This is a genomic window from Thiocystis violascens DSM 198 (assembly GCF_000227745.2).
Classification (GTDB): domain Bacteria; phylum Pseudomonadota; class Gammaproteobacteria; order Chromatiales; family Chromatiaceae; genus Chromatium; species Chromatium violascens.
The window spans coordinates 692,477-712,832 of the sequence record NC_018012.1; the positions used below are offsets into that span (position 1 = coordinate 692,477).

Sequence of the window (20,356 nt, forward strand, 5' to 3'; positions counted from 1 at the left end):
CCGCAACCTCTCAAGGAAGCGCTTGAGATTGAAGATGCCGCTTGCGCGAACGATCTGCCGCGAACAGGACTGGGGGTCCGAATGACCTATTTGGATACTGATGTATTGGATGAGTTGCTTGAAATCTTGGGAGACGAGGATCTGCGCTCGATCACGGACAGTTTCGTCGAGCAGCTTGGTCATCAGTTAACCGCTCTCGATACGCAGCTGGAGCAGACGAATTTCGCCGAGATCGCCCGCATTGCCCATTCTCTCAAGGGCGGCGCGGGCAATCTGGGCGCGATCGCACTTTCCGAGACGGCGGCGGCGTTGGAACGTCATGCCCGCGAGGGGGATGCGGACATGACCTCTTCGGTCATGACGACGCTGCCGGAGCTTGCCCGCCAGACGGTCGCCGAACTGAGCGAACGCGGCTACGCGAGCGCGGAATCCTGAATGGCTTTGCCATCGAACACGCAGCCGGTCTTCGTGGGCCGGCAGCCGATTTTCGATGCCGGTGGATCGATCGTTGGCTTCGAACTGCTGTTTCGCGGCGGTCATTCGGCACCCGCTCCAGGAACGAGCCATCCGGACAGCGACGAGGACTCCACGACCTCCGACCTCTTGCGTAGCATCTTCGTCGATATCGGCGTCGAGAATCTGGTGGGCGACCGCCTTGCCTTCATTACCTTGCCTCGTCGTTTTCTTGACAGCGATCTGCTCGCGGCCTTGCCCGCCGGACAGACCGCGCTCGAAATTTTTCGGGATCGCCCGCTTGACCCTGACAGCGTGGGCGTGGCGCGCGCGCTCGCGGCGCGGGGATTCCGCTTGGTCATGGACGCTCGACACTTGCTGACCGACCCGGCCGTGGCGCGCGAGGTTGCCGCGATCGTCAGGATCGATGTCCGCGGGCTGGATCGCACGACCCTGGCGCGGCAAGCCAGGGATTGCGTGTCACTGGGGGTCGGGTTGTTGGCTGAAAAGGTCGAGACGGAGGCCGAGTACCAGCTTGCCAGGCGCTTGGGTTTCACCTATTTCCAGGGCTTTTTTCTCTCCTATCCCAACGTGGTCGAGGGTCACCGCATGGGTGGCGGCGCGCTGGCGCTGTTGCGTCTGCTGGAGATCCTGCAGCGGGCGGACAGTACGCTGGACGAGCTGGAGCGGCTGGTGACCAGCGACGCGGCCTTGAGCATCGAGATGCTGAAGCTGGTCAATAGCGCGCGTTTTCGCCGGCCCGCGCCGATCGAGTCGATCCGTCAGGCGCTGCTGCTGCTGGGTCGGAAACTCATCGGCCAATGGGCGTTGCTGCTCTCGCTGCGCGCGGCATCCGGCAATCCGCAGGCCATGGAACTGGCCTTGATCCGGGCGCGTATGAGCGAACTGCTGGCGCCGGCGTGCGGACGCCAGGAAGATGCCGAGCGCTTTTTCACGCTCGGCCTGCTCTCGGGCATCGACCGGCTCTTCGGCGTCCCGCTGGCCGAGATTCTGCGCCAGATTCATCTGAGCCCGGAGATGACCGCCGCGCTGCTCAACCGGGAAGGGCAGATGGCCCTCGTGCTGGAGGTCATCGACGCCTTCGAGCACACGGACAATCCCTTGCCCGACGAACTGGATGTCTCCCCGGAAGCGCTTTCGCGCCTCTATCTCGAATCGATCGCCTGGGCCAGGGATCGCTTGAGCGAGTTATAGCGGCGAGTCTCGGCGCGCGGCATCCTTCGGTTTCGCTAGGGCTGTTCCGTCTCCACGGTCGGCGCGGACGGCGGCGGTGTATCCGCGGATGACGTGTCCGGCGACGCGGGTTTTAGCGTCAATTTGGCCGGATCCAGATCGAGCACGCCGTCCAGATCGAAGGCGGAGAGCTTGAAGAAATAGGGCTTTTCCACGTCCTTCAGCACATAGTCCTCGCTGTTTTCGGCTTGCGAAATGCGGTAGCTCCGTGCGGTGCCATCGGTGAGCCCGAGGTCGAGCACCAGCTTTGGTGCTTGCTGCCGGTAGGCGGGGGCGTCCTCGGTGCCGAGCACGCCGCGATAGCCGAGATTGGCTAGCCGCGTGACCAGCGCATTGGCGGTGCTCTGGTCGACCGGTTGTTCGCTGTTCTCCAAGCGCCACACGTCCCCGTCCTTGACTAAGGCCCAATCCTGGCTGGCGATGCGCGCGATCCGCTCCCGATCCAAACGCAGAAGCCCGGTATCGAGCCAGTCGTCGCGACGCGCGGACAGGTCGGATAGCGCCAGACTCAGTTCGTAGACCCCTGGATCGTCCGCCGGTCGGGCGAAGAGCCGCCGGAAACCGGGCGAGTCGCCGAGCAGCAAGGTCGCGAGCGGCCCGTCTTTTCCCTCCAGCGTCAGGCGGCGCTCGAAGCCGTCGTCCGCTAGCTTGAAGCGCTTGCGCGCCTCCTCGCTGGTGGCGATGGGCAGCGGGCGCTTCAGGTCGGCGAGTTGCGCGAGCAAGGGATCGACCCTGGACGGCGCGACCGGAAAATCGGCCAGATCGGCGAGCACCCAGGTTTCCTCCGGCGCGCGGCGAAGCGTCACGCCGCCGTCCGCGCCTTCGATGCGGATAGCGGTCACGTCATCCGGGGCGAAGTCGAGCAGGGGCGTCTGGGCGGTCAGGGCAGCCATTCCCGGCGCTCTCAGGCTGAGCCCGAGCGCGAGAAACAGTTGCAGACCCAGCAGCAGGGCCAGCGCGATCACCAGCGGCGAACGCAGATCGGGCGCCCAGCCGGAATCCGGGCGGGGGGCGGTCGTGTTCGGCGAGGTCATGACGAGGTTCCTCCGTTGCTCAGAATGGCCGCGTAGCCTTGTTCGCGGCGTGCGCGCAGTCGTCGATACAGCCAAAAGACCAGGGCCAGTCCGCCCAGGGCCAGCAGATAGTTGAGCGATTCCCAGAAGAGACGCCTCTGCTGTCCGATGGGTTCGAGCAGCCGGCTGAATTGGCCGCGTCCGCGCAGGGTCAGCAGTCCGCGATCCTCAAGCGACCAGTCCACCGCGTTCTGGATCAACTCGATGGGCTTGAGATAGCGGCTCTGGGTCGCCTCGCCCGCCAGACTGATCGCGGTATCGGTGAGAAAACTCGACGAGCCGATCAGGATCAGCCGCGCCGAGGGCGGTGACGATTCCACGACGCCGGAAAACACCGGCTGGGATTTTTCCGTCTCTTCCGACTCATCGGGGATGGATGAATCCGCCGCTGCGCCGTCCTCCTCCCGGGCGAGAAGCGGCGAGGGCCGGCCCGCGAAGGGCGACTGGAAACGCCCCTCGACCGCCACCGCCAGCAGCTTGCGCCCCTGATCGTCGCCGCGCGCGAAGCCGAGCGGGCCATGCTGCTCGAAGTCAGGCTGCATGTCGTCCGAATCGCTGGTCCAGGCCCCGGCGGAACTCTGGATCAACTCGATGACCTGGCGCTCGGCGTTGCGGTCGGCGTCGACGCGGATCGGAGAGGACCAGTTCAGGGTGATCTGGCCCAGATTGGACGTGATTCCAGACGTTTCGGCGAGTCCGTCCGCGCGCACGTCCGGGAAGTAAGGATAGTCGAGCGTCTGGATCTCCTGGACGACGAAGCCGCCAAGGTCGCGTTGGACCGGGATCGGGAAAGGGGTATTTTGAGGATCGAGAACCAGCGTCGGTTCCAGATGCAGCCCCTGATGCGCGAGCCAGTCATCCAGCCCGGTGGCCGCGCGGCGCGCCGCGATCGAGCCGCCGGTCAGGTCGACGTGGAAACTGGAAGCCGCCAGGATCGCCGTGCCGCCCTGCATCAGAAACTGATCGATGGCGAACTGCTGTTTTTCGTCGAGATCCTCCGGCCCGATGACCAGCAGCAGATCCGTGTCCTCGGGAACCTGTCCGGAGGTCAGATCCGTTTCGCGCAGGCTGAAGTTTTCCCGCAGGCTCTCTTGCAGCAGGCCGTACTCATTCCCGGCGCTCATGCCCATCCCGAAGTCCTGGGGGGCGGGGGAGGGCGTGTAGAGGGCTAGCGTTCTCAGCATGCCGGGGGCAAAACGCTTGATCGCCGCCTCGATGGCGCGGCTCAGTCCGGCGCGGTCGAGCGATTCGGGGGGCGGAATCGGAATCGGCGTGGCCCGGTCGTCGGACTGGAGCACCATGTAGAAATAGAAGGGGGTCGGATCCAGCAGACTGGTCAATAGCGGTTCAAAACCGAACTGCTCCTGGATGCTTTTTGCCAGCGACCCGTCGCCGGCCGCCGGGTCCGCGATCTCGAAGCTGAAGCGTCCGGCGGATGTCGCGGCCAGTTCGCCCAGCAGCGCTTCCAGTTCCCGGCGCAGTGCCGGCAGCGGCTCGGGCAGCGCCGCCGCATCCGAGATGAAACCCTGGAAGTGCAGCGGGCTGGAGTGACTGGCGAAAAGATCGCCGCCACCCCGATAACCGTAGAGCACCTTCTTGATGGTACGGGTCAGGTCGTACTCGGGGTTGCGCAGACGCACGTCCAGATCGGATTCGCTCCGCACCTTGACCTCGATCAGATCCTGAAAACCCAGGGTCTCGAATTGATCGCCGTATTTCACCAGCAAATCGAAATAGGAGTTGACCACCGACGCCTGATATTTGGTCTCGGTCTGGAAGGCGACCGGGCGGATGCCGTATTGCTCGCCGGCCTCCCGCTCCAACTCCGGGGACTGCTGCGGATCGACGAATTCCACCCGTACCCGGCCCTGGCCCGCGATCTCCAGCTCTTTCAGCAGGTCGCGCAACTGCGGCACCAGCGGGGCCAGCAAGGGATGCGTCTGGGCGCTGAAATAGCCGCGGATCAGCAGCGGCTCCTGGAGCTGGTCGAGATAGGTTCGGGTTGCTTCGGAGAGACTGTAGAGCCGCCCCTCGGTGAGATCGGCGCGGATCGCGGAGACCGGATGCAGCCAAAGATTGGCGGCGGCCAGATTGGCGACGGTGAGCGCCGTGATCAGAATCCAGCGGCGATGGTGACGCGGATTGGCGCCGTGTTCGGCCCAGCGCAGACGCTCCAGGCTGTAGACCGTCAGGGTCAGAAAGACGCCGACGAGACTGAGGTAATAGTAAAGATCCCGCAGGTCGAGAACGCCACGGGTGATCGACTCGAAGCGCGCGCCGCTGCCGATGAGCCGCAGCAACTCGCCGCCGCCATGACCGACCAGCGCGGTGAGTGCCGGCGAGCCGATCAGATAGAGGAACGCGGAGACGAGTGTGGCGCCGATGAGCGCCACGATGGGGTTGTCGGTGCGCGACGAGACGAAGAGACCGATCGACAGATAGGCCGCGGCGAGCAGCAGGGTCGCCAGATAGGCGCCGAGGACCGGCCCCCAGTCGAGTGGCCCGAGCAGCGCGACGGTGAGCGGCAGGGGCAGCGTGAGGGCCAGCGACACGCTCACCAGACCCAGCGCGGCGAGGAATTTGCCAAGCACCAGTCGGGGCGTGGTCACCGGCAGGGTCAGCAGCGTCTCCAGCGTCCCGGCCCGCCGCTCCTCGCTCCACAGACGCATGGTGAGCGCCGCGCAGAGGAAGATCAGCAGGATCGGCATCCACTCGAACAATGGACGCACATCGGCGATGTTGCGGGCGAAAAAGGCGTCGACCCAGAAGAAGACGAAGAGCGACACCGCCAGAAAGGTGCCGATGAAAAGATAGGCGACCGGGGAACCGAAAAAGGCCGCGAGTTCACGGCGGGCGACACGCAGAATTTCAGACATGGGTGGCCTCCGCCGGTTCCAGGTTGCGCGTTTCCAGGGTGACGGCGCCGAACAGTGCCTCCAGATCCTGGCGCTCGGTCTCCAGCCCAAACAACGGCCAGCGTTGCCGACTGACCGCCTCGACAACCGCCGGGGCGGTGGCGCGCGGATCGGTCGTCTCCAGCGCATAGCGGCGCAGATCGCCATCCTGATCCAGCATGGCCGCTCCAGCGATTCCGGCCACTCCGGACAGCAGGGGTTCCGCCTCCGCTGGCGCGCGGTCGAGCGTGACGAGCAACCGCGGCTGGCGTCCGATGGCGTTCAGGCGGCTATCAAGCGCCAGCCGTCCGCCGCGCATGATGAGCACCCGCCCGCAGACCGCCTCGACCTCCTGTAGCACATGAGTCGAGATGATCAGGGTCGCGTCGGCGGACAGTTCGCGCACGAGACCGCGCATGTGCTGGATCTGGGATGGATCGAGCCCGTTGGTCGGCTCGTCCAGGATGAGGATGACCGGCTCGTGCAGGATCGCCTGGGCCACGCCGACCCGCTGGCGGTAGCCGCGCGACAGGGTGCCGATGATGGCGGTCGCCTTGGCGCCGAGTTCGGTGCGCTCCACGGCGCGGCGGATCGCGGTCGCGCGGCGGGGCGGGGCGAGTCCGTGCAGCGATGCCTGATAATCCAGGTAATCCAGCACCGTCATTTCGGGGTAGAGCGGACAGTTTTCGGGCAGATAACCAATGCGCCGCTGGATGGCGCGACGCTGTTTGGCGATATCCAGTCCGTCGACGCGGATCGTCCCGGCGCTCGGTTCGAGATAGCCGGTGAGCATCTTCATGATGGTGGTCTTGCCGGCTCCGTTATGGCCGAGCAGACCGACGATCTCGCCGTGACCGATGTCGAACGAGACGTCCTGGACCGCCTTGAGTTCGCCGTACTGGCGACAAAGCTCGCGAACCTCGATCATTGGGGGCAACTCCTTCGTTCGCTGGGAAGTCTGAGGCAAGTCGGATAGACCGCTTGGGCGCGGATTTGATCCAAGATCGGGAGATCGCGCAAGAGGCGATTTTTAATCCGTCGCGACGACCGCGCGCGACGGCCATTGAAAACGCCCGTGGGCGCTGGCCGCTGTTCCTCCAAAGTTCCATGAGGGGTTATACTCGATCCTGATTTGGGTTCTTCGATCCATCGGCTTCATCGCGCGATCCCTGTGAGGACGTGCTCGGCATCGGAGTAAGAGCTATGCGGGAAGGGGCCAAAAGACGTCTGGCAGGCGCGGTTGCGATCGTCGCGCTGGCGGTGATCTTCGTACCCATGTTTTTTGAAAAGGAATCGCTGGCGCCGCCATCGCGCGATCTTGCGCGACCGAATGAACCGGACTTCGACGATCCTGCCCTGACCGAACTCGCGCCAGATCCGCCGACTGGTCAGGTGACTGAAGAGAGGTATGCCGATTTGCCGATCGAAAGCGATCCGCTGACGCTGCCCGTGCCCGCTGGCGCCGATGAGGCCAATCCCGGCGGCGAAGCGGACCAGGATCGCCAGCCGGAAAAGCCTGTTCGTCGCGATTCGCCGGCCACGCAGCCTGATCGGCTCGGCCGGTTGTCAACCGAATCGCCGCCAGTCGTGAAGGAGGTCGAGGCGGTCGCGCCGCCCAAGGCGAGGGACGATGGGATGCCCTCCTGGGTCATTCAGGTTGCCAGTCTGGGAACGGCGCAGAGCGCGGCCGAGCTCGAAACGAAATTGCGGAGCGCCGGGTTTTCGGCCTTTGTGGAAAAGGCCGAAGTCCGGGGTAAGCAGTACTATCGCGTGCGGGTTGGGCCGGAAGTGGATCGCGCGAGTGCCGAGCGTGCCGCCACCAGGCTGCGTCAGCAGCAAAAGCTGGATACCTTGATCCAACGCTATCCGTAATTCTAAATGTTTGCAGGCTTTTCCGCGTTGTATCATGGGATGCTGCGGTTTCCAGGGTCATCGGTTGACGTCAACGATCGGGAGTGGAAGGTGAACTGGGTCGATTTCGCGATCATCGCCATCGTCGTTCTGTCCGCATTGGTCGGGCTGGCGCGCGGCATCGTCCGGGAGTTGCTCTCGCTGGGCGTCTGGGTCGCGGCCCTGGCGGTTGCCTGGGTCTTTCACCGGGAGGTTGCCGATCTTCTCGTCGCGCAGTTTTCGCAGCCATCGGTGCGGCTTGCGGTTGCCTTTATCGCGCTGGTACTCGTCACCCTGATCCTGGGCGCGATCCTCGGCGCCGTGCTGACCGCGTTCGTGGACAAGGCTGGTCTGACGGGTGCCGATCGTGTTCTAGGGCTCGTCTTCGGGGCCGGTCGAGGGGTTGTGATGGTGGCGATGGCGGTGTTTCTCGCCGGCCTGACACCGTTACCGAGCGATCCCTGGTGGCAGGAGTCTCGTTACATCGGTCAATTCCAGGAATTCGCCGACTGGATGCTTGGAATGGTGCCCGACGAGATTCAAGCCCGGATCAAGCAGCTTTAGGGTTTTTCATGCTTTAATGATGTGACGGTCTTGCAGGGCTTCCCGCGCGTCATCCAGGAGTCTCCGTGGTTGATTGCAGCCATTGTTCTGGGTTAGCGTCGCCTGCTTTCAATCATCTTCCTCCATCCCTTCGGCTCCGCTCAGGGCAAGCCCTTCGGCTTTGCTCGCAGCAAGCCTTTCGGCTTCGCTGGGCCGGCGGCTCGCATCAGAGTCCGCGGCTCGATTCAGCGTAGCCTACCCGATGGCGAGGGCGAGTATCCTATGTGCGGTATCGTTGGCATCGTCGGCAAAAGTCCGGTCAATCAGTCTCTCTACGACGCTCTTCTGGTCTTGCAGCATCGCGGTCAGGATGCCGCGGGCATCGTGACCTGTCAGGGCGATAAGCTCTATCTGCGCAAGGATAACGGTCTGGCCAGGGATGTGTTCCAGACCCGTCACATGATCCAGTTGCGCGGCAATACCGGCGTGGGGCATGTGCGCTATCCCACCGCTGGGGCGGCCAGTTCGGCGGAGGCGCAGCCTTTTTATGTCAACTCGCCCTATGGCATCGTGCTGGCCCATAACGGCAATCTGACCAACGCCGAGGATCTCAAGCGCGACCTCTTCGTCGATGACCTGCGTCACCTCAATACCGAGTCGGATTCCGAGATCCTGCTGAATATCTTCGCGCATGAGTTGCAGATTCAGGGCAAACTGAGGATCGACGAGCAGGATGTGTTCCGGGCCGTGGCGGGCGTGCATCGTCGCTGTCGGGGCGGCTACGCGGCGGTCGCCATGATCCCCGGTTTCGGGGTGTTCGGGTTCCGCGATCCCAACGGGATCCGGCCGCTTGTTTATGGCCGCCGCGAGACTCCCGCAGGCGCGGAGTACATGATCGCCTCCGAAAGCGTGGCGCTCGACACCCTCGGATTCAAACTCATTGCCGATGTCGCGCCAGGGGAGGCGGTGCTGATCACCGTCGATGGCGAACTCCATACCCGCCAATGCGCGCCGCAGCCGGTGCTGTCCCCCTGTATCTTCGAGTTCGTCTATTTCGCCCGCCCGGACTCAATCATCGATAACATCTCGGTGCACAAGGCCCGCTCGCGCATGGGCAAAAAGCTGGCGGCCAAGATCAAGCGCGACTGGTCCAGTCATGACATCGACGTGGTGATCCCGGTCCCCGACACCAGCCGCACCGCGGCCCTGCAACTGGCGAATCAACTCGGGATCAACTATGCCGAGGGCTTCATCAAGAACCGCTATATCGGGCGTACCTTCATCATGCCCGGTCAGACGGTGCGCAAGAAATCGGTCCGTCAGAAGCTCAATGCCATCGATCTGGAGTTCCGCAAAAAGAACGTGCTGCTGGTCGACGACTCCATCGTGCGCGGCACCACCTCGCAACAGATCATCCAGATGGCCCGCGACGCGGGCGCGCATCGAGTCTATTTCGCCTCGGCCGCGCCGCCGGTGCGCTATCCGAATGTCTACGGGATCGACATGCCCGCGGCCAGCGAACTCATCGCCCATGGCCGCACCGAGGAGGAGGTGGCGCGCGAATTGGGGACCGACGGACTGATTTTTCAGGATCTTGGCGATCTGATCGAGGCGGTCCAGAAAAAGGGCAAGAGCCATGTCGACCGTTTCGATACCTCGGTGTTCGATGGCGTCTATGTGACGGGTGACGTGACGCCGGACTATCTGGCCTCGCTGGAGGCCCGGCGCAACGACGGCGCCAAGGACAGTCGTTTATCGTGCAGCGAGAGTGCCATTGATCTCAGCAATACCGATTAAACCGTGCCAGCTCCGGCAGTCCCTGATTCTGCCGAGGCTGAATCGAATCCAGAAACATCACAGACCGCGCTGGGCGCGGTTTAAACGGGAATCTTGATCAGCCATGCCCGAGGATGAGCGTCAAATGATGGAGGCAGGCTTCGCCACCCGCGCCATCCGCACGGGACACTGGCGCACGCCAGAGGGCGAGCATGGCGAACCGATCTTCACCACCTCCAGCTATGTCTTTTCCAGCGCGGCCGAGGCGGCGGCGCGTTTCGCCGGAGATCAAGCCGGCAATATCTACTCGCGCTTCACCAATCCCACGGTGCGCGCCTTCGAGGAACGCCTCGCGTCTCTTGAAGGCGGCGAGCGTTGCGTGGCGACTGCCTCGGGCATGGCGGCCATCCTGGCGGTCTGCATGGGGCTGCTGAAGGCCGGCGATCGGATTCTCTCTTCGCGCAGTCTGTTTGGCAGCACGACGATGCTGTTCAATAAATATCTCGCGCGATTCGGTATCGAGACCACCTATGTGCCACTGAGCGATCCCGATGCCTGGGAGGCCGCGATCGATTCGCGCACCCGTCTGCTGTTCTGCGAAACCCCCTCGAATCCGCTCACCGAAATGGCGGATCTGCGCCAGTTGGCCGCGATTGCCCACCGCCATGACTGCCTGCTGGCGGTCGACAATTGCTTTTGTACCCCGGCCTTGCAACGTCCGCTCGAACTGGGCGCCGATCTGGTCATCCATTCGGCGACCAAATATCTGGACGGTCAGGGGCGCTGTGTCGGCGGCGCCGTGGTCGGCGATCATAAACTTGTGGGCGAGGAGGTCTTCGGCGTTCTGCGCACCGCCGGCCCCACCCTGAGTCCCTTCAATGCCTGGGTGTTTCTCAAGGGGCTCGAAACGCTCGAATTGCGCATGCTCGCGCACGCGCGCGGCGCGGCCCAACTGGCCGACTGGCTACTCGCGCAGCCTGCCGTGGAGCACGTTTATTATCCAGGTTTGAGCGGGCACCCCCAGCATCGTCTGATCGGCACCCAGCAGCGCACCGGTGGTGGCATCGTCGCCTTCGACATGCGCGGCGGTCAGACCGGCGCCTGGCGGCTGATCGACGCCACCCGGCTGCTGTCCATCACCGCTAACCTGGGCGACACCAAGTCCACCATCACCCATCCAGCCACCACCACGCATGGACGTCTCAGCCCCGAGGAGCGGAGCGCGGCCGGGATCGGTGACGGTCTGGTGCGGGTCGCCGTGGGGCTGGAGGACATCGCGGATATCCAGGCGGATCTGCTGCCGGGACTGGCGGATTTGCAACCTTGAAACGGCACTCAGCTCCAGCAAGGTGATGCCATGAGAATAAAGCAAGCGTTCTCCGGTTGGTGGGCTACCGGCCATCCATGGCCATTCAAGAGTCATTGGTACTATTGGTATACAGGCCGTAAGTCAATCGCCATCCTGAGCATGATCGTCAGTATTCTAGTGACGACGCTGTGCTTGACGCTGGCCCTCGGCTGTTCGATCTGGGGGATTGTCGTCGCCATTCTGCTGGACTCGGCCGGGTTCTGGTTGACTGCCGTTTATGTCTTTGTGTTGCGATCATCGATCCCGGAGCTAGCGCAAGGTCAGATGGACGCCTTGATCGCCACGCACCTGGTGTTGCCGATGCTATTCGGTTTATTCGTCACCAGGGCATCCACGTTTCTGGTCGCCAAAGCCTTGGCGATCAAGGCAAAGGGGCCGGGGCCGGCCTTGCAGCATGTCTAGCGCCCCAACCCTCGATCTCATCTGCCCCGGCCTGCTGGGGCCGATTCCGACCTTGCCGCCGCCTTTTCCGAAGACGCCGACGCTCGATCGGCTGTTGAGCCGGGCGGACAAACGTGCCGTCCTCTTGACCGATCCGCCGGCCGTCCTGCTTGCCGAGTTCGGCGTCTTCGACGAGCCGGACCGGGATTTTCCGACCGCGCCGCTCTGTCTCCTGGGCGAGGATCCGGATGCCGATCTGGACGCCTGGTGGATGCACGCCGATCCGGTGCATCTGCGCGCGGATCGGGATCGGCTACTGCTCTTCGCTGGCGCTGAAATCGTCCCGGATCGCGCCGAGGCCGATGCCCTGACGGCCTTATTCAACGACCATTTCGGGGGCGACGGACTGCGGCTGCTGGCCCCGACGCCGGGCCGCTGGTATCTAAGGGCCGACCGGCGTCTGGATCTGCGCACGCAGCCGCTCCATCGGATGCTCGGTGGCGCGATCGGTGACGATCTCCCCGGCGGACTGGACGCCAACCGTTGGAATGGGCTGCTGAACGAGGCGCAGATGCTGTTCTTCGACAGCGCGGTCAATCGCGACCGTGAACGCCGGCGCCGACCAGTCATCAGCGGCCTCTGGATCTGGGGCGGCGGACGCCTGCCGACGCTGTCGGGCGAACGTCCCGACCTGATTGTCGGCGATCACCCCCTGACGCTTGGTCTGGCACGGCACGCGAGCCTGCGGCACCTGACCCTGGAGCAGTGGCGCGAGGGTGCGACGGCATCGACCGGTCGTGTTTTGGTGTACTGGGATTCCTTGTGGACGGCGCTTCAGGCGCGGGATTTACCTGCCTGGAGCCGGTCATTGACGGACCTTGAAGGCCGTCTTGCCGTGACCGCAAACCAGCTTCGCGAGGGTGGCCTAGCGCGGCTCGTCATCGATCCCTGTCAAGGTTCGCGCTTTCAAATCTCCCGCGGACAGTTGCGTCGTTTCTGGCGTCGGCAAGGGTTGCGTGCATGGCTGAACGTTACGTCAGGGCAGGTCAATCCAGATTTCTGAAGATCCGATTCCAACCAATCTCAATCTCCAGGCTGATCAGCGGCAGCGGTTCGCCAGCGGCGATATCGTGCAGCGCCCAGGTATCGCCGCCGCCGCGCCGGTAGAGTTCGATGGTCTGTTAAACGCCACGCAGCCCTTGACACCCGACGATTAGTCTCTACCATTAGCACTCGTTCCTAGTGAGTGCTAACAACCGCGCTTTTCGGCGTGGATCGTGGCGCCAATCAACCTTCTCAACCGCACCAGGAGATCCTTCATGAACATCCGTCCCTTGCATGACCGCGTCGTTGTCCGTCGCATGGAAGAGGAGCGCACGACTGCCGGCGGCATCGTGATCCCGGATTCCGCCACCGAAAAGCCGATCCAGGGCGAAGTCATCGCCGTGGGCAACGGCAAGATCCTGGAGAGCGGCGAAGTTCGTCCGCTGGATGTCAAGGTCGGCGACCGCGTCCTGTTCGGCAAGTATTCCGGCACCGAGGTCAAGCTCGACGGCACCGATTTTCTGGTGATGCGCGAGGAAGACATCATGGGCGTCGTCGAGGGCTAAGTCGCCTCCGTCGTCCCTGTCCGCTCCGTGATCCCAGTTCCGCAAGCAACGAATCAATTCGAGGAAGGTAAAGAATGAGCGCAAAAGACGTGAAGTTTGGTGGCGATGCCCGTGCCCGCATGATGGAAGGCGTGAACATCCTCGCCAATGCCGTCAAGGTGACCCTGGGTCCCAAGGGCCGTAACGTGGTTCTGGACAAGTCCTTCGGCGCGCCGACCGTCACCAAGGACGGCGTCTCCGTCGCCAAGGAAATCGAACTCAAGGACAAGTTCGAGAACATGGGCGCGCAGATGGTCAAGGAAGTGGCCTCGCACACCTCCGATATCGCCGGCGACGGCACCACCACCGCGACCGTGCTGGCTCAGGCCATGGTCCGCGAGGGTCTGAAGGCGGTGGCCGCCGGCATGAATCCGATGGATCTCAAGCGCGGCATGGATAAGGCGGTCGAGGCGGCCGTCGAGGAGTTGAAGAAGCTCTCCAAGCCCTGCACCGAGAACAAGGCGATCGCTCAGGTCGGCACCATCTCCGCCAACTCCGACGAATCGATCGGCAAGATCATCGCCGATGCGATGGAAAAGGTCGGTAAGGAAGGCGTCATCACCGTGGAAGACGGCACCTCGCTGCACAACGAGCTGGATGTCGTCGAAGGCATGCAGTTCGACCGCGGCTATCTGTCGCCCTATTTCATCAACAATCAGCAGAGCCAGAGCGCCGAGCTGGAAGATCCCTATATCCTTCTGCACGACAAGAAGATCTCCAATATCCGCGAGCTGCTGCCGGTGCTCGAAGCCGTCGCCAAGGCGGGTCGTCCGCTGCTGATCGTCGCCGAGGATGTCGAAGGCGAGGCGCTGGCCACGCTGGTGGTCAACACCCTGCGCGGGATCGTCAAGGTCTGTGCCGTCAAGGCGCCCGGCTTCGGCGACCGTCGCAAGGCCATGTTGCAGGACATCGCCGTCCTGACCGGCGCAACCGTCATCGCCGAGGAAGTCGGTCTGTCGCTGGAGAAGGCCACCCTGAACGAGCTGGGTACCGCCAAGCGGGTCCAGGTCGCCAAGGACGAGACCACCCTCATCGACGGCGCCGGCTCCGAGATCGACATCAAGGCGCGTTGCGAGCAGATCCGCTCGCAGGTCGAAGAGACCAGCTCTGACTACGACAAGGAAAAGCTCCAGGAACGTCTGGCCAAGCTGGCCGGCGGCGTGGCCGTCATTAAGGTTGGCGCGGCCACCGAGATGGAGATGAAGGAAAAGAAGGCGCGCGTCGAAGACGCACTGCACGCCACCCGCGCGGCGGTCGAGGAAGGCATCGTGCCCGGCGGCGGCGTCGCGCTGGTGCGCGCACAGACCGCGGTCAAGGAACTCAAGGGTTCCAATCACGATCAGGATGTCGGCATCACCATCGCCCGTCGCGCGATGGAAGAGCCGCTGCGTCAGATCGTCGCCAACGCCGGCTGCGAGCCATCGGTCATCCTGCACAAGGTGGTCGAGGGTTCGGGTAACTTCGGTTACAACGCGGCCAACGGCGAATATGGCGACATGGTCGAGATGGGCATCCTGGATCCGACCAAGGTCACCCGTTCGGCGCTGCAGAATGCCGCGTCGGTGGCGGGTCTGATGATCACCACCGAGGCCATGATCGCCGACGAGCCGAAGGACGATTCGCCAATGCCGGGCGGCGGCGATATGGGTGGCATGGGCGGTATGGGCGGAATGGGCGGCATGATGTAAGCCCGCGTCTGGCCCCAGCCTCAAAAAGCCCCGCCTCGGCGGGGCTTTTTCGTTTCCGGAATTCCCGCCTCGCTGCCTCTCAGGATCCAGTCCAGAATAACTCGGTGCTTTACTCGCACTCATGATCGGCGCGTGGTCTGATGGCGTCATTCCGCTCAGGATTCACCACGAACGGTATCAGGAGACAGCGAACGTCAAGTTCATACCGAGAATTGCCGAGCATGCACAGTCAGGCACCGACGCCGCGGTTTGCTCGGGTACAATGTCGGGCTGTACGCAACGAATGACGGAGCTGACATGCTATTCGCGCGATTCCTCAAAAAAAGACAGCAGGCCGCTGCCGAAGCCCACCAGGCCGTCGCATCCAAAAGTCAGGACTCGCTTGCCGAGCAGGCGCGTCAATCGGAGAACCCCGCGCGACGACGCGACGCGGTCCGCCAGCTCCAGAATCTCCCGCTGCTCCGCCAGATTCTGAGCGACGACGTCGATGTCGGAGTGCGTGAAACCGCCTCCGCGCGCTTACGGCACTTGCTGTGCGATAGCGATTTGCAGACAGTCTCCCTCGCGGAGCGGATCGACGAGTTGTCCCGGATCGATGACCTTCAACTCATCGAGCAGATCGCCTCTCAGGCGAGCGCCCCCGAGATCCGCCGCGCCGCGCTCGACCGCGTTCAATCCCCGGCAGTGCTGGCCCAGTGCGCAGTCCAGGATCCTCTGGCGCTCAATCGCGGCCTTGCCATCGAGCGTCTGCACGACAGGCAGTCGCTGGCACTCGTCGTGCGACAGATTGGCAAAAAGGATAAGCATGTCTATCGCACCGCGCGCGAAAAGCTATGCATGATCGCCGAGCGCGAAGAGCTGCCATCGCGGATTCGCGCCCAGCGCGAGGACATCTGCACCAAGGCCGAGCGGCTGGGACGCCTGGGCAACTGGAGTCAGGACCGCGCGCTACTGGAACATCTGGACCGACAATGGGCGGTGCTGGAGGCTGAAACCGAGGCCGAAGCCGACGTGCGGGCGCGCTATCAGGCCGAGCGCGAACGTTTCCTGAAAACCGATGCGGACTTTCGCCGAGAGAATGCAACCCAGATTGCGCGGCATGAGGCGCTCGATACGACGCGCGCGGAGCGTCAGGCGCTGCTGGACGAATTGTCCGGCGTTGCCGATCTGACCGATGAGTCCGAAATCGGCGTGCGGCGCGAGCGAATCGCCATGGCCTGGAACGCGCTTTCCGCCCTTCCGGATCCCCAGCAGCGCGGTCTCGATGCGCGTTACCAGGAACTCATTCAGGCAGTGGACACCGCGCGGCAAGCCCTGGCGGATCGACATCGTCATGCCGAACGGCTGCGGCGCACGGTTGCGCAGGCCCAGCGACTGCTCGACGACACTCGGGCGCTGGACCACCGAAAAGCCAGGGTCGTCCTCGCTCAGGGCCGCGCGCTGGCGGCCGATCTGCCCGACAATGATGACGCGCGGAATTTCCTGATTCTGGCCGAGCGGCTCGAATCCCGGCTTTCCCATCAACGCCGGCACGCCGAACAGCGGCTGGCGCAGCTTCCGCAACGGCTCGCCGAACTGGAGAGCCGTCTCGCGGCCGGCGAACTCAAGAAGGCCGACCCGCTCTACCAAAGTCTACAGGCCGGACTCGAGCTGATCCAGGCGAGCGAACTCCCCACCGAGGCTACGGCTGAGATTGCCAACCGGCTGCGCGTCCTCGCCCCTCAACTGCGGGAACTTCAGCACTGGCGACGCTGGGGCGCGGATCAGCATCGGGAGGGGCTGTGCGCCGATATGGAAGCGCTCGTTGACAAGGAACTGCCGCTGGAGGCGCTGGCCGATCAGTTGCATACCCTGCAAATGGACTGGAAGGGGCTCGACAAATCCGGTTCGCCCGCCAACCAGACACTCTGGGAACGCTTTCACGCCGCCTCGGAATCCGTCTATGCGCGTTGCCGACCCTTCATGGAACACCAAGCCGCCGAACGCGAGTCGAATCGGCTCGCGCGCGAGCAGGTTTGTCAACAGATCGAAGATTTTTTAAGCAAGGTCGATTGGGAGCGGGTGGACTGGAAAAAGATCCTGCGTGCCGAGCGCGAAACCCGTCAGACTTGGGCCGCCATCGGCGCGACCGAAGGCCGCCATCGCAAGGCGCTGGAACGCCGTTTCCACCGCTCGCTCAAACAGCTCGACCAGCGCCTGGACGCCGAGCGCAAGCTCAATCAGGCCCATAAACGCAACCTGATCGAGCGGGTTCGGACACTCGTCGATGCTCCAGATCTGGATGCCGCCATCGAACGGACCAAGTCGCTGCAACGCGAGTGGCGCACAACGGTGCCCGCGCGCCAGAAAGACGAAAACCGACTTTGGCAGAGCTTCCGGGCCGCCTGCGACGCGGTCTTCGAGCGTCGAGTCGCGCTGCATCAGGCGCAGACCAATGAACTCAAGGATAATCTGGCGGCCCGCGAGAGCCTCTGTGCCGAGGCGCGGACATTCGCCGCGAGCGAAACGGATCCGCAACGGCTCGCCGCCGGACTGCGCGAGTTCGACGAGCGCTGGCGCGATCTCCAGGCTCTGCCGATTCCGCGTCAGTCCGCCAGCCAATTGGCCCGCCGCTGGCACGACTGCCGCGACGAGTTGGAACGGCGCACGCGCGTGGGCGAGGAACAGCAACGGCAGGCCGCGTTGGATCTGCTGCAACGCCAGGCCGATCTCTGCGAGCAGTTCGAACTCGGCGTGCTCGGCGAAACCCCCGACGCGCTCGACCCGGCCGACGCGCGTCAACAGTGGAATCAGCTTCGATCGGAAGCGGACAGCCCGTTGAACAAGGCGCTCTCGGCGCGCTTTGAATTCGCGCTCGCCGCCGCCGTAGGGGAGACCGGACAACTGGCTGAACTCAGGCGACGATTCGCGGACAATGCCCGACAACGCAGTCGGCTGTGTCTTCAGCTTGAGATCATCGCTGGCGTGGATTCGCCTCCGGAACTGGCACAACAACGCCTGGAATTTCAGGTCGCCAGGCTCGCCGAACGCATGGTCGAGGGCGAGGACGATCCGCTCCAGGGCGCGACCCAGCTGTTGCGCGACTGGTATCTGTGCGGACCGGCCCCCCGCGACGACCGTCTAAACGCGCGCTTCGAGCGCGTCCGTCACGCACTGATGCCCAAGCGGACAGGCGAAGAGGCCACCGTTTAGGTGACTTGAAGACTCCCAAAACCGGCTACATTTCTTAGCACTCTCAGGACGGGAGTGCCAAGAAACCCCTTGCCAGTTTCCTGGAGGGACTCTTTTCAAGGAGAGGTGGATGCCTGGCTCCATGAGAGCCCGCCCGCCTGGAGAACGCCACTCCAATGACGACGGGCGTCCGCCCACTCACTCGACATTGAGGAGGTACCGAGATGTTTGGAAGCCTGACGAACTTTGAAGGCGGTCTATTCGACGATCTCAGACGCATGCAACGGGAAATAGACGAGGTGTTTACCCCGCGCGCATGGCCTGCGGCAATCCGTTCCGTCGCTCGCGGCGCCTATCCGCCCATCAACATCGGCGCGACGCCGAAGAGCGTCGATGTCTATCTCTTCGCCGCCGGAATCGATCCAAAAACCCTGGAAATTTCGCTTCAGCAAAATCTGCTCACCGTCGCCGGCGAGCGGAAGGTCACCGCCCCCGAGCAGGTGGAACACTATCGCCAGGAACGCTTTTCCGGTTCCTTCCGGCGTGTGATTACCTTGCCGGAGGACGTGGATCCGGACAAAACGGATGCACGCTATGCCGAGGGAGTTCTGCATGTTTCGATACAGCGGCGCGAGGCTTCGCAGCCCCGCCAGATCGAAGTGAAGTGATTGGGAGGAACGCGGACGATGAACGATCAAACCGAAATCGCGCCCCGCGAGTCGACGCAAATCCAGAAAAATCGCGAGAGCGCCTATACGCTACGACCGGCCGTCAATGTCTTCGAGGATGCCGAGGGCATCACCCTGGAGGCTGACATGCCTGGCGTCCCCCGTGATCGACTCCAGCTTCAGGCCGACAAGGATTCGCTACTTATCGAGGGCGAGCTTCAGATCGCCATGCCGGAAGGCATCGATGCCTTGTACGCCGATATCCGCGAGACGCGTTACAGCCGCAGTTTCGCGCTGAGCCGGGAGTTAGATGCCCAGAACATCGACGCCAGCCTGAAGGACGGCGTACTGCGGTTGCGGATCCCGAAACGCGAAGAGGTGCGGCCCCGCAAGATCGAGGTGCGAGCCGACTAAACCGCGCCCAGCGCGGTATGCGATATTTTTGGATTCGATCGGCTCCGGCAGAATCGACGATTTTTGGAGCTGGCGCCGTTTAATGTCGAACCTCGAAGAAATCGTCATCGAACCCTGATCGACGGTTGAACCGCAAAGTGTGCGGGGGGCCTGAAATCTTCCGTGCCGCTTGCACCTTTGCGGTTGCCGTCGTCAGTCACGGCTAACGTCGGGCACTGTAAGCGCCGCCACCCGGCATCCTCAGTCGAACCGGTCGTGACGCCATGGCTCGGACAGGCGCGAACGACGACTCGCCAATCTTCACGATTCTGTCATCGGGATTGCATCGGACGGTCAAGATGGCTGCTTAAGATTCGTCGAGAATTTGTGCGAATTTTGGAACCTCCCGCGATGACCATCGAGCCGACCCAACACACCCCCCATCCGATCGAGCTTCAAGTACACATTCATTACGGCAAACGACGCTTCTTTTGCGCGAGGGGCCGTGATTTGTCCCAGCGGGGAATGTATCTGGAAGTTCGTAACCTGACCCTGCCGACCGGCACCCAGGTCAACCTTGAGTTCCACGGATTTGACCAGGACGGGAGGATCGAGGCGACCGTCGTTCATCGGGATAGCGCGGGCATTCAGGTGCTCTTCGCCACGCCACAGCCGGAGCTGTTACCCGGACTGGAGCAGATCTCCGTTCCGCCCCCCACGGCACTTGTCGCACTGCCGGAGTGCGCGCTTGCCATCTCCAATCCAAAAACATCGCCTACCGCGCTAGGCGCGGTTTAATTCCAGCGAAACAGTACCCATTGAGGAATCGAGGAATTCCTCGCCGACCGCTCCTGCGCGTCGATGACCCCGTCCCCATCGTGATCGAAAAGGTAATACGGGGGGCCGATCTGAGGCTGCACCCGGACCATGTACAGCATGCCCCGCACCCGATATTCATAGACGATATCGCTGCCGGACTCGGTAATGGTGATGTCGGGCTCCACCGACTCGCCGGTCACCGGCGACGGCTCGACCGTCGGCGCCTGCAGAAACCCGTCGCCGACCGCCTCCTCTTCTTGTGCGTGCGACATCCCGAACGCAAGCGTCAGGACTAGGATGGTGAGAACTCGACTGGACACAGGGGTCACCGTTGC

At 63.3% G+C, this 20,356-nt stretch carries 18 protein-coding genes; 14 read left to right on the plus strand and 4 right to left on the minus strand.

The window, feature by feature from the left end; all coding sequences use genetic code 11:
• Positions 1–81 precede the first annotated feature (81 nt).
• Together THIVI_RS03165 and THIVI_RS03170 are read left to right on the plus strand one after the other, a co-directional pair.
• Entirely contained in the window at positions 82–435 is a 354-nt protein-coding gene (locus THIVI_RS03165) for an Hpt domain-containing protein (protein WP_014777198.1), read from the plus strand.
• Positions 436–1,668 carry an EAL and HDOD domain-containing protein gene (locus THIVI_RS03170; RefSeq protein ID WP_014777199.1) on the plus strand — a complete coding sequence of 411 codons (1,233 nt, stop codon included), beginning with the start codon at positions 436–438 and terminating at the stop codon, positions 1,666–1,668.
• Positions 1,669–1,703: 35 nt separating this feature from the next.
• Here THIVI_RS03170 and THIVI_RS03175 read toward each other — a convergent pair whose 3' ends face one another.
• The 3 genes from THIVI_RS03175 to THIVI_RS03185 are packed head-to-tail and all read right to left on the minus strand — an operon-like array spanning position 1,704 to position 6,602.
• Complete coding sequence (locus THIVI_RS03175) at positions 1,704–2,741, minus strand: DUF4340 domain-containing protein (protein WP_014777200.1); 1,038 nt, start codon at positions 2,739–2,741, stop codon at positions 1,704–1,706.
• Positions 2,738–5,656 carry a Gldg family protein gene (locus THIVI_RS03180; RefSeq protein WP_014777201.1) on the minus strand — a complete coding sequence of 973 codons (2,919 nt, stop codon included), beginning with the start codon at positions 5,654–5,656 and terminating at the stop codon, positions 2,738–2,740. Before THIVI_RS03180 ends, THIVI_RS03175 begins: the two co-directional genes overlap by 4 nt.
• A complete protein-coding gene (locus tag THIVI_RS03185) occupies positions 5,649–6,602 on the minus strand; it encodes an ABC transporter ATP-binding protein (protein ID WP_014777202.1) in 954 nt (317 codons plus the stop codon). The genes THIVI_RS03180 and THIVI_RS03185 overlap by 8 nt, the downstream gene beginning before the upstream one ends.
• Positions 6,603–6,877: 275 nt before the next feature.
• On the opposite strand from THIVI_RS03185, the gene THIVI_RS03190 reads away from it, so the two are divergent.
• The 12 genes from THIVI_RS03190 to THIVI_RS03245 all read left to right on the plus strand — a co-directional run bounded on the left by THIVI_RS03190 (position 6,878) and on the right by THIVI_RS03245 (position 20,000).
• A complete protein-coding gene (locus THIVI_RS03190) occupies positions 6,878–7,546 on the plus strand; it encodes an SPOR domain-containing protein (protein ID WP_014777203.1) in 669 nt (222 codons plus the stop codon).
• A 90-nt stretch (positions 7,547–7,636) separates the two neighbouring features.
• A complete protein-coding gene (locus tag THIVI_RS03195) occupies positions 7,637–8,128 on the plus strand; it encodes a CvpA family protein (RefSeq protein ID WP_041447255.1) in 492 nt (163 codons plus the stop codon).
• A 261-nt stretch (positions 8,129–8,389) separates the two neighbouring features.
• Positions 8,390–9,904 carry an amidophosphoribosyltransferase gene (gene purF / locus THIVI_RS03200; protein ID WP_014777205.1) on the plus strand — a complete coding sequence of 505 codons (1,515 nt, stop codon included), beginning with the start codon at positions 8,390–8,392 and terminating at the stop codon, positions 9,902–9,904.
• Between the two features lie 103 nt (positions 9,905–10,007).
• The gene (locus tag THIVI_RS03205; RefSeq protein WP_052314944.1) at positions 10,008–11,210 is read left to right on the plus strand and encodes an O-succinylhomoserine sulfhydrylase; all 1,203 of its coding nucleotides are present in this window, start codon (positions 10,008–10,010) and stop codon (positions 11,208–11,210) included.
• Between the two features lie 141 nt (positions 11,211–11,351).
• The gene (locus tag THIVI_RS03210; RefSeq protein WP_041446800.1) at positions 11,352–11,654 is read left to right on the plus strand and encodes a hypothetical protein; all 303 of its coding nucleotides are present in this window, start codon (positions 11,352–11,354) and stop codon (positions 11,652–11,654) included.
• Positions 11,647–12,696 (plus strand): phosphoglycerate mutase, encoded by a 1,050-nt coding sequence (locus THIVI_RS03215; RefSeq protein WP_014777208.1) that lies wholly within the window; start codon positions 11,647–11,649, stop codon positions 12,694–12,696. The genes THIVI_RS03210 and THIVI_RS03215 overlap by 8 nt, the downstream gene beginning before the upstream one ends.
• A 256-nt stretch (positions 12,697–12,952) precedes the next feature.
• Positions 12,953–13,243 (plus strand): co-chaperone GroES, encoded by a 291-nt coding sequence (gene groES, locus THIVI_RS03220; protein WP_014777209.1) that lies wholly within the window; start codon positions 12,953–12,955, stop codon positions 13,241–13,243.
• Between the two features lie 74 nt (positions 13,244–13,317).
• Positions 13,318–14,970 carry a chaperonin GroEL gene (gene groL, locus THIVI_RS03225; RefSeq protein WP_014777210.1) on the plus strand — a complete coding sequence of 551 codons (1,653 nt, stop codon included), beginning with the start codon at positions 13,318–13,320 and terminating at the stop codon, positions 14,968–14,970.
• 297 nt (positions 14,971–15,267) lie between these two features.
• On the plus strand, positions 15,268–18,162 hold the full coding sequence (locus THIVI_RS03230) for a DUF349 domain-containing protein (RefSeq protein WP_014777211.1): 2,895 nt from the start codon (positions 15,268–15,270) through the stop codon (positions 18,160–18,162).
• Positions 18,163–18,419: 257 nt separating this feature from the next.
• A complete protein-coding gene (locus THIVI_RS03235; protein WP_245537364.1) occupies positions 18,420–18,809 on the plus strand; it encodes an Hsp20/alpha crystallin family protein in 390 nt (129 codons plus the stop codon).
• 18 nt (positions 18,810–18,827) lie between these two features.
• Positions 18,828–19,223, plus strand: a complete 396-nt coding sequence (locus THIVI_RS03240) for an Hsp20/alpha crystallin family protein (RefSeq protein WP_014777213.1) — start codon at positions 18,828–18,830, stop codon at positions 19,221–19,223.
• A 366-nt stretch (positions 19,224–19,589) separates the two neighbouring features.
• Positions 19,590–20,000, plus strand: coding sequence for a PilZ domain-containing protein (locus tag THIVI_RS03245; RefSeq protein ID WP_281054908.1), 411 nt, complete (start codon positions 19,590–19,592; stop codon positions 19,998–20,000).
• On the opposite strand, the gene THIVI_RS03250 is transcribed toward THIVI_RS03245, so the two are convergent.
• Entirely contained in the window at positions 19,997–20,341 is a 345-nt protein-coding gene (locus THIVI_RS03250; RefSeq protein WP_245537365.1) for a DUF2782 domain-containing protein, read from the minus strand. The genes THIVI_RS03245 and THIVI_RS03250 overlap by 4 nt on opposite strands.
• Between the last annotated feature and the right edge of the window lie 15 nt (positions 20,342–20,356).

What these genes read in the sequence shown, in the direction of transcription:
- THIVI_RS03165 (WP_014777198.1), top strand. Translation starts at nt 82, where the DNA reads ATGACCTATTTGGATACTGATGTATTGGATGAGTTGCTTGAAATCTTG.
- THIVI_RS03170 (WP_014777199.1), top strand. Translation starts at nt 436, where the DNA reads ATGGCTTTGCCATCGAACACGCAGCCGGTCTTCGTGGGCCGGCAGCCG.
- THIVI_RS03175 (WP_014777200.1), bottom strand. Translation starts at nt 2,741, where the DNA reads ATGACCTCGCCGAACACGACCGCCCCCCGCCCGGATTCCGGCTGGGCG.
- THIVI_RS03180 (WP_014777201.1), bottom strand. Translation starts at nt 5,656, where the DNA reads ATGTCTGAAATTCTGCGTGTCGCCCGCCGTGAACTCGCGGCCTTTTTC.
- THIVI_RS03185 (WP_014777202.1), bottom strand. Translation starts at nt 6,602, where the DNA reads ATGATCGAGGTTCGCGAGCTTTGTCGCCAGTACGGCGAACTCAAGGCG.
- THIVI_RS03190 (WP_014777203.1), top strand. Translation starts at nt 6,878, where the DNA reads ATGCGGGAAGGGGCCAAAAGACGTCTGGCAGGCGCGGTTGCGATCGTC.
- purF (WP_014777205.1), top strand. Translation starts at nt 8,390, where the DNA reads ATGTGCGGTATCGTTGGCATCGTCGGCAAAAGTCCGGTCAATCAGTCT.
- THIVI_RS03205 (WP_052314944.1), top strand. Translation starts at nt 10,008, where the DNA reads ATGCCCGAGGATGAGCGTCAAATGATGGAGGCAGGCTTCGCCACCCGC.
- THIVI_RS03210 (WP_041446800.1), top strand. Translation starts at nt 11,352, where the DNA reads ATGATCGTCAGTATTCTAGTGACGACGCTGTGCTTGACGCTGGCCCTC.
- THIVI_RS03215 (WP_014777208.1), top strand. Translation starts at nt 11,647, where the DNA reads ATGTCTAGCGCCCCAACCCTCGATCTCATCTGCCCCGGCCTGCTGGGG.
- groES (WP_014777209.1), top strand. Translation starts at nt 12,953, where the DNA reads ATGAACATCCGTCCCTTGCATGACCGCGTCGTTGTCCGTCGCATGGAA.
- groL (WP_014777210.1), top strand. Translation starts at nt 13,318, where the DNA reads ATGAGCGCAAAAGACGTGAAGTTTGGTGGCGATGCCCGTGCCCGCATG.
- THIVI_RS03230 (WP_014777211.1), top strand. Translation starts at nt 15,268, where the DNA reads ATGCTATTCGCGCGATTCCTCAAAAAAAGACAGCAGGCCGCTGCCGAA.
- THIVI_RS03235 (WP_245537364.1), top strand. Translation starts at nt 18,420, where the DNA reads ATGCAACGGGAAATAGACGAGGTGTTTACCCCGCGCGCATGGCCTGCG.
- THIVI_RS03240 (WP_014777213.1), top strand. Translation starts at nt 18,828, where the DNA reads ATGAACGATCAAACCGAAATCGCGCCCCGCGAGTCGACGCAAATCCAG.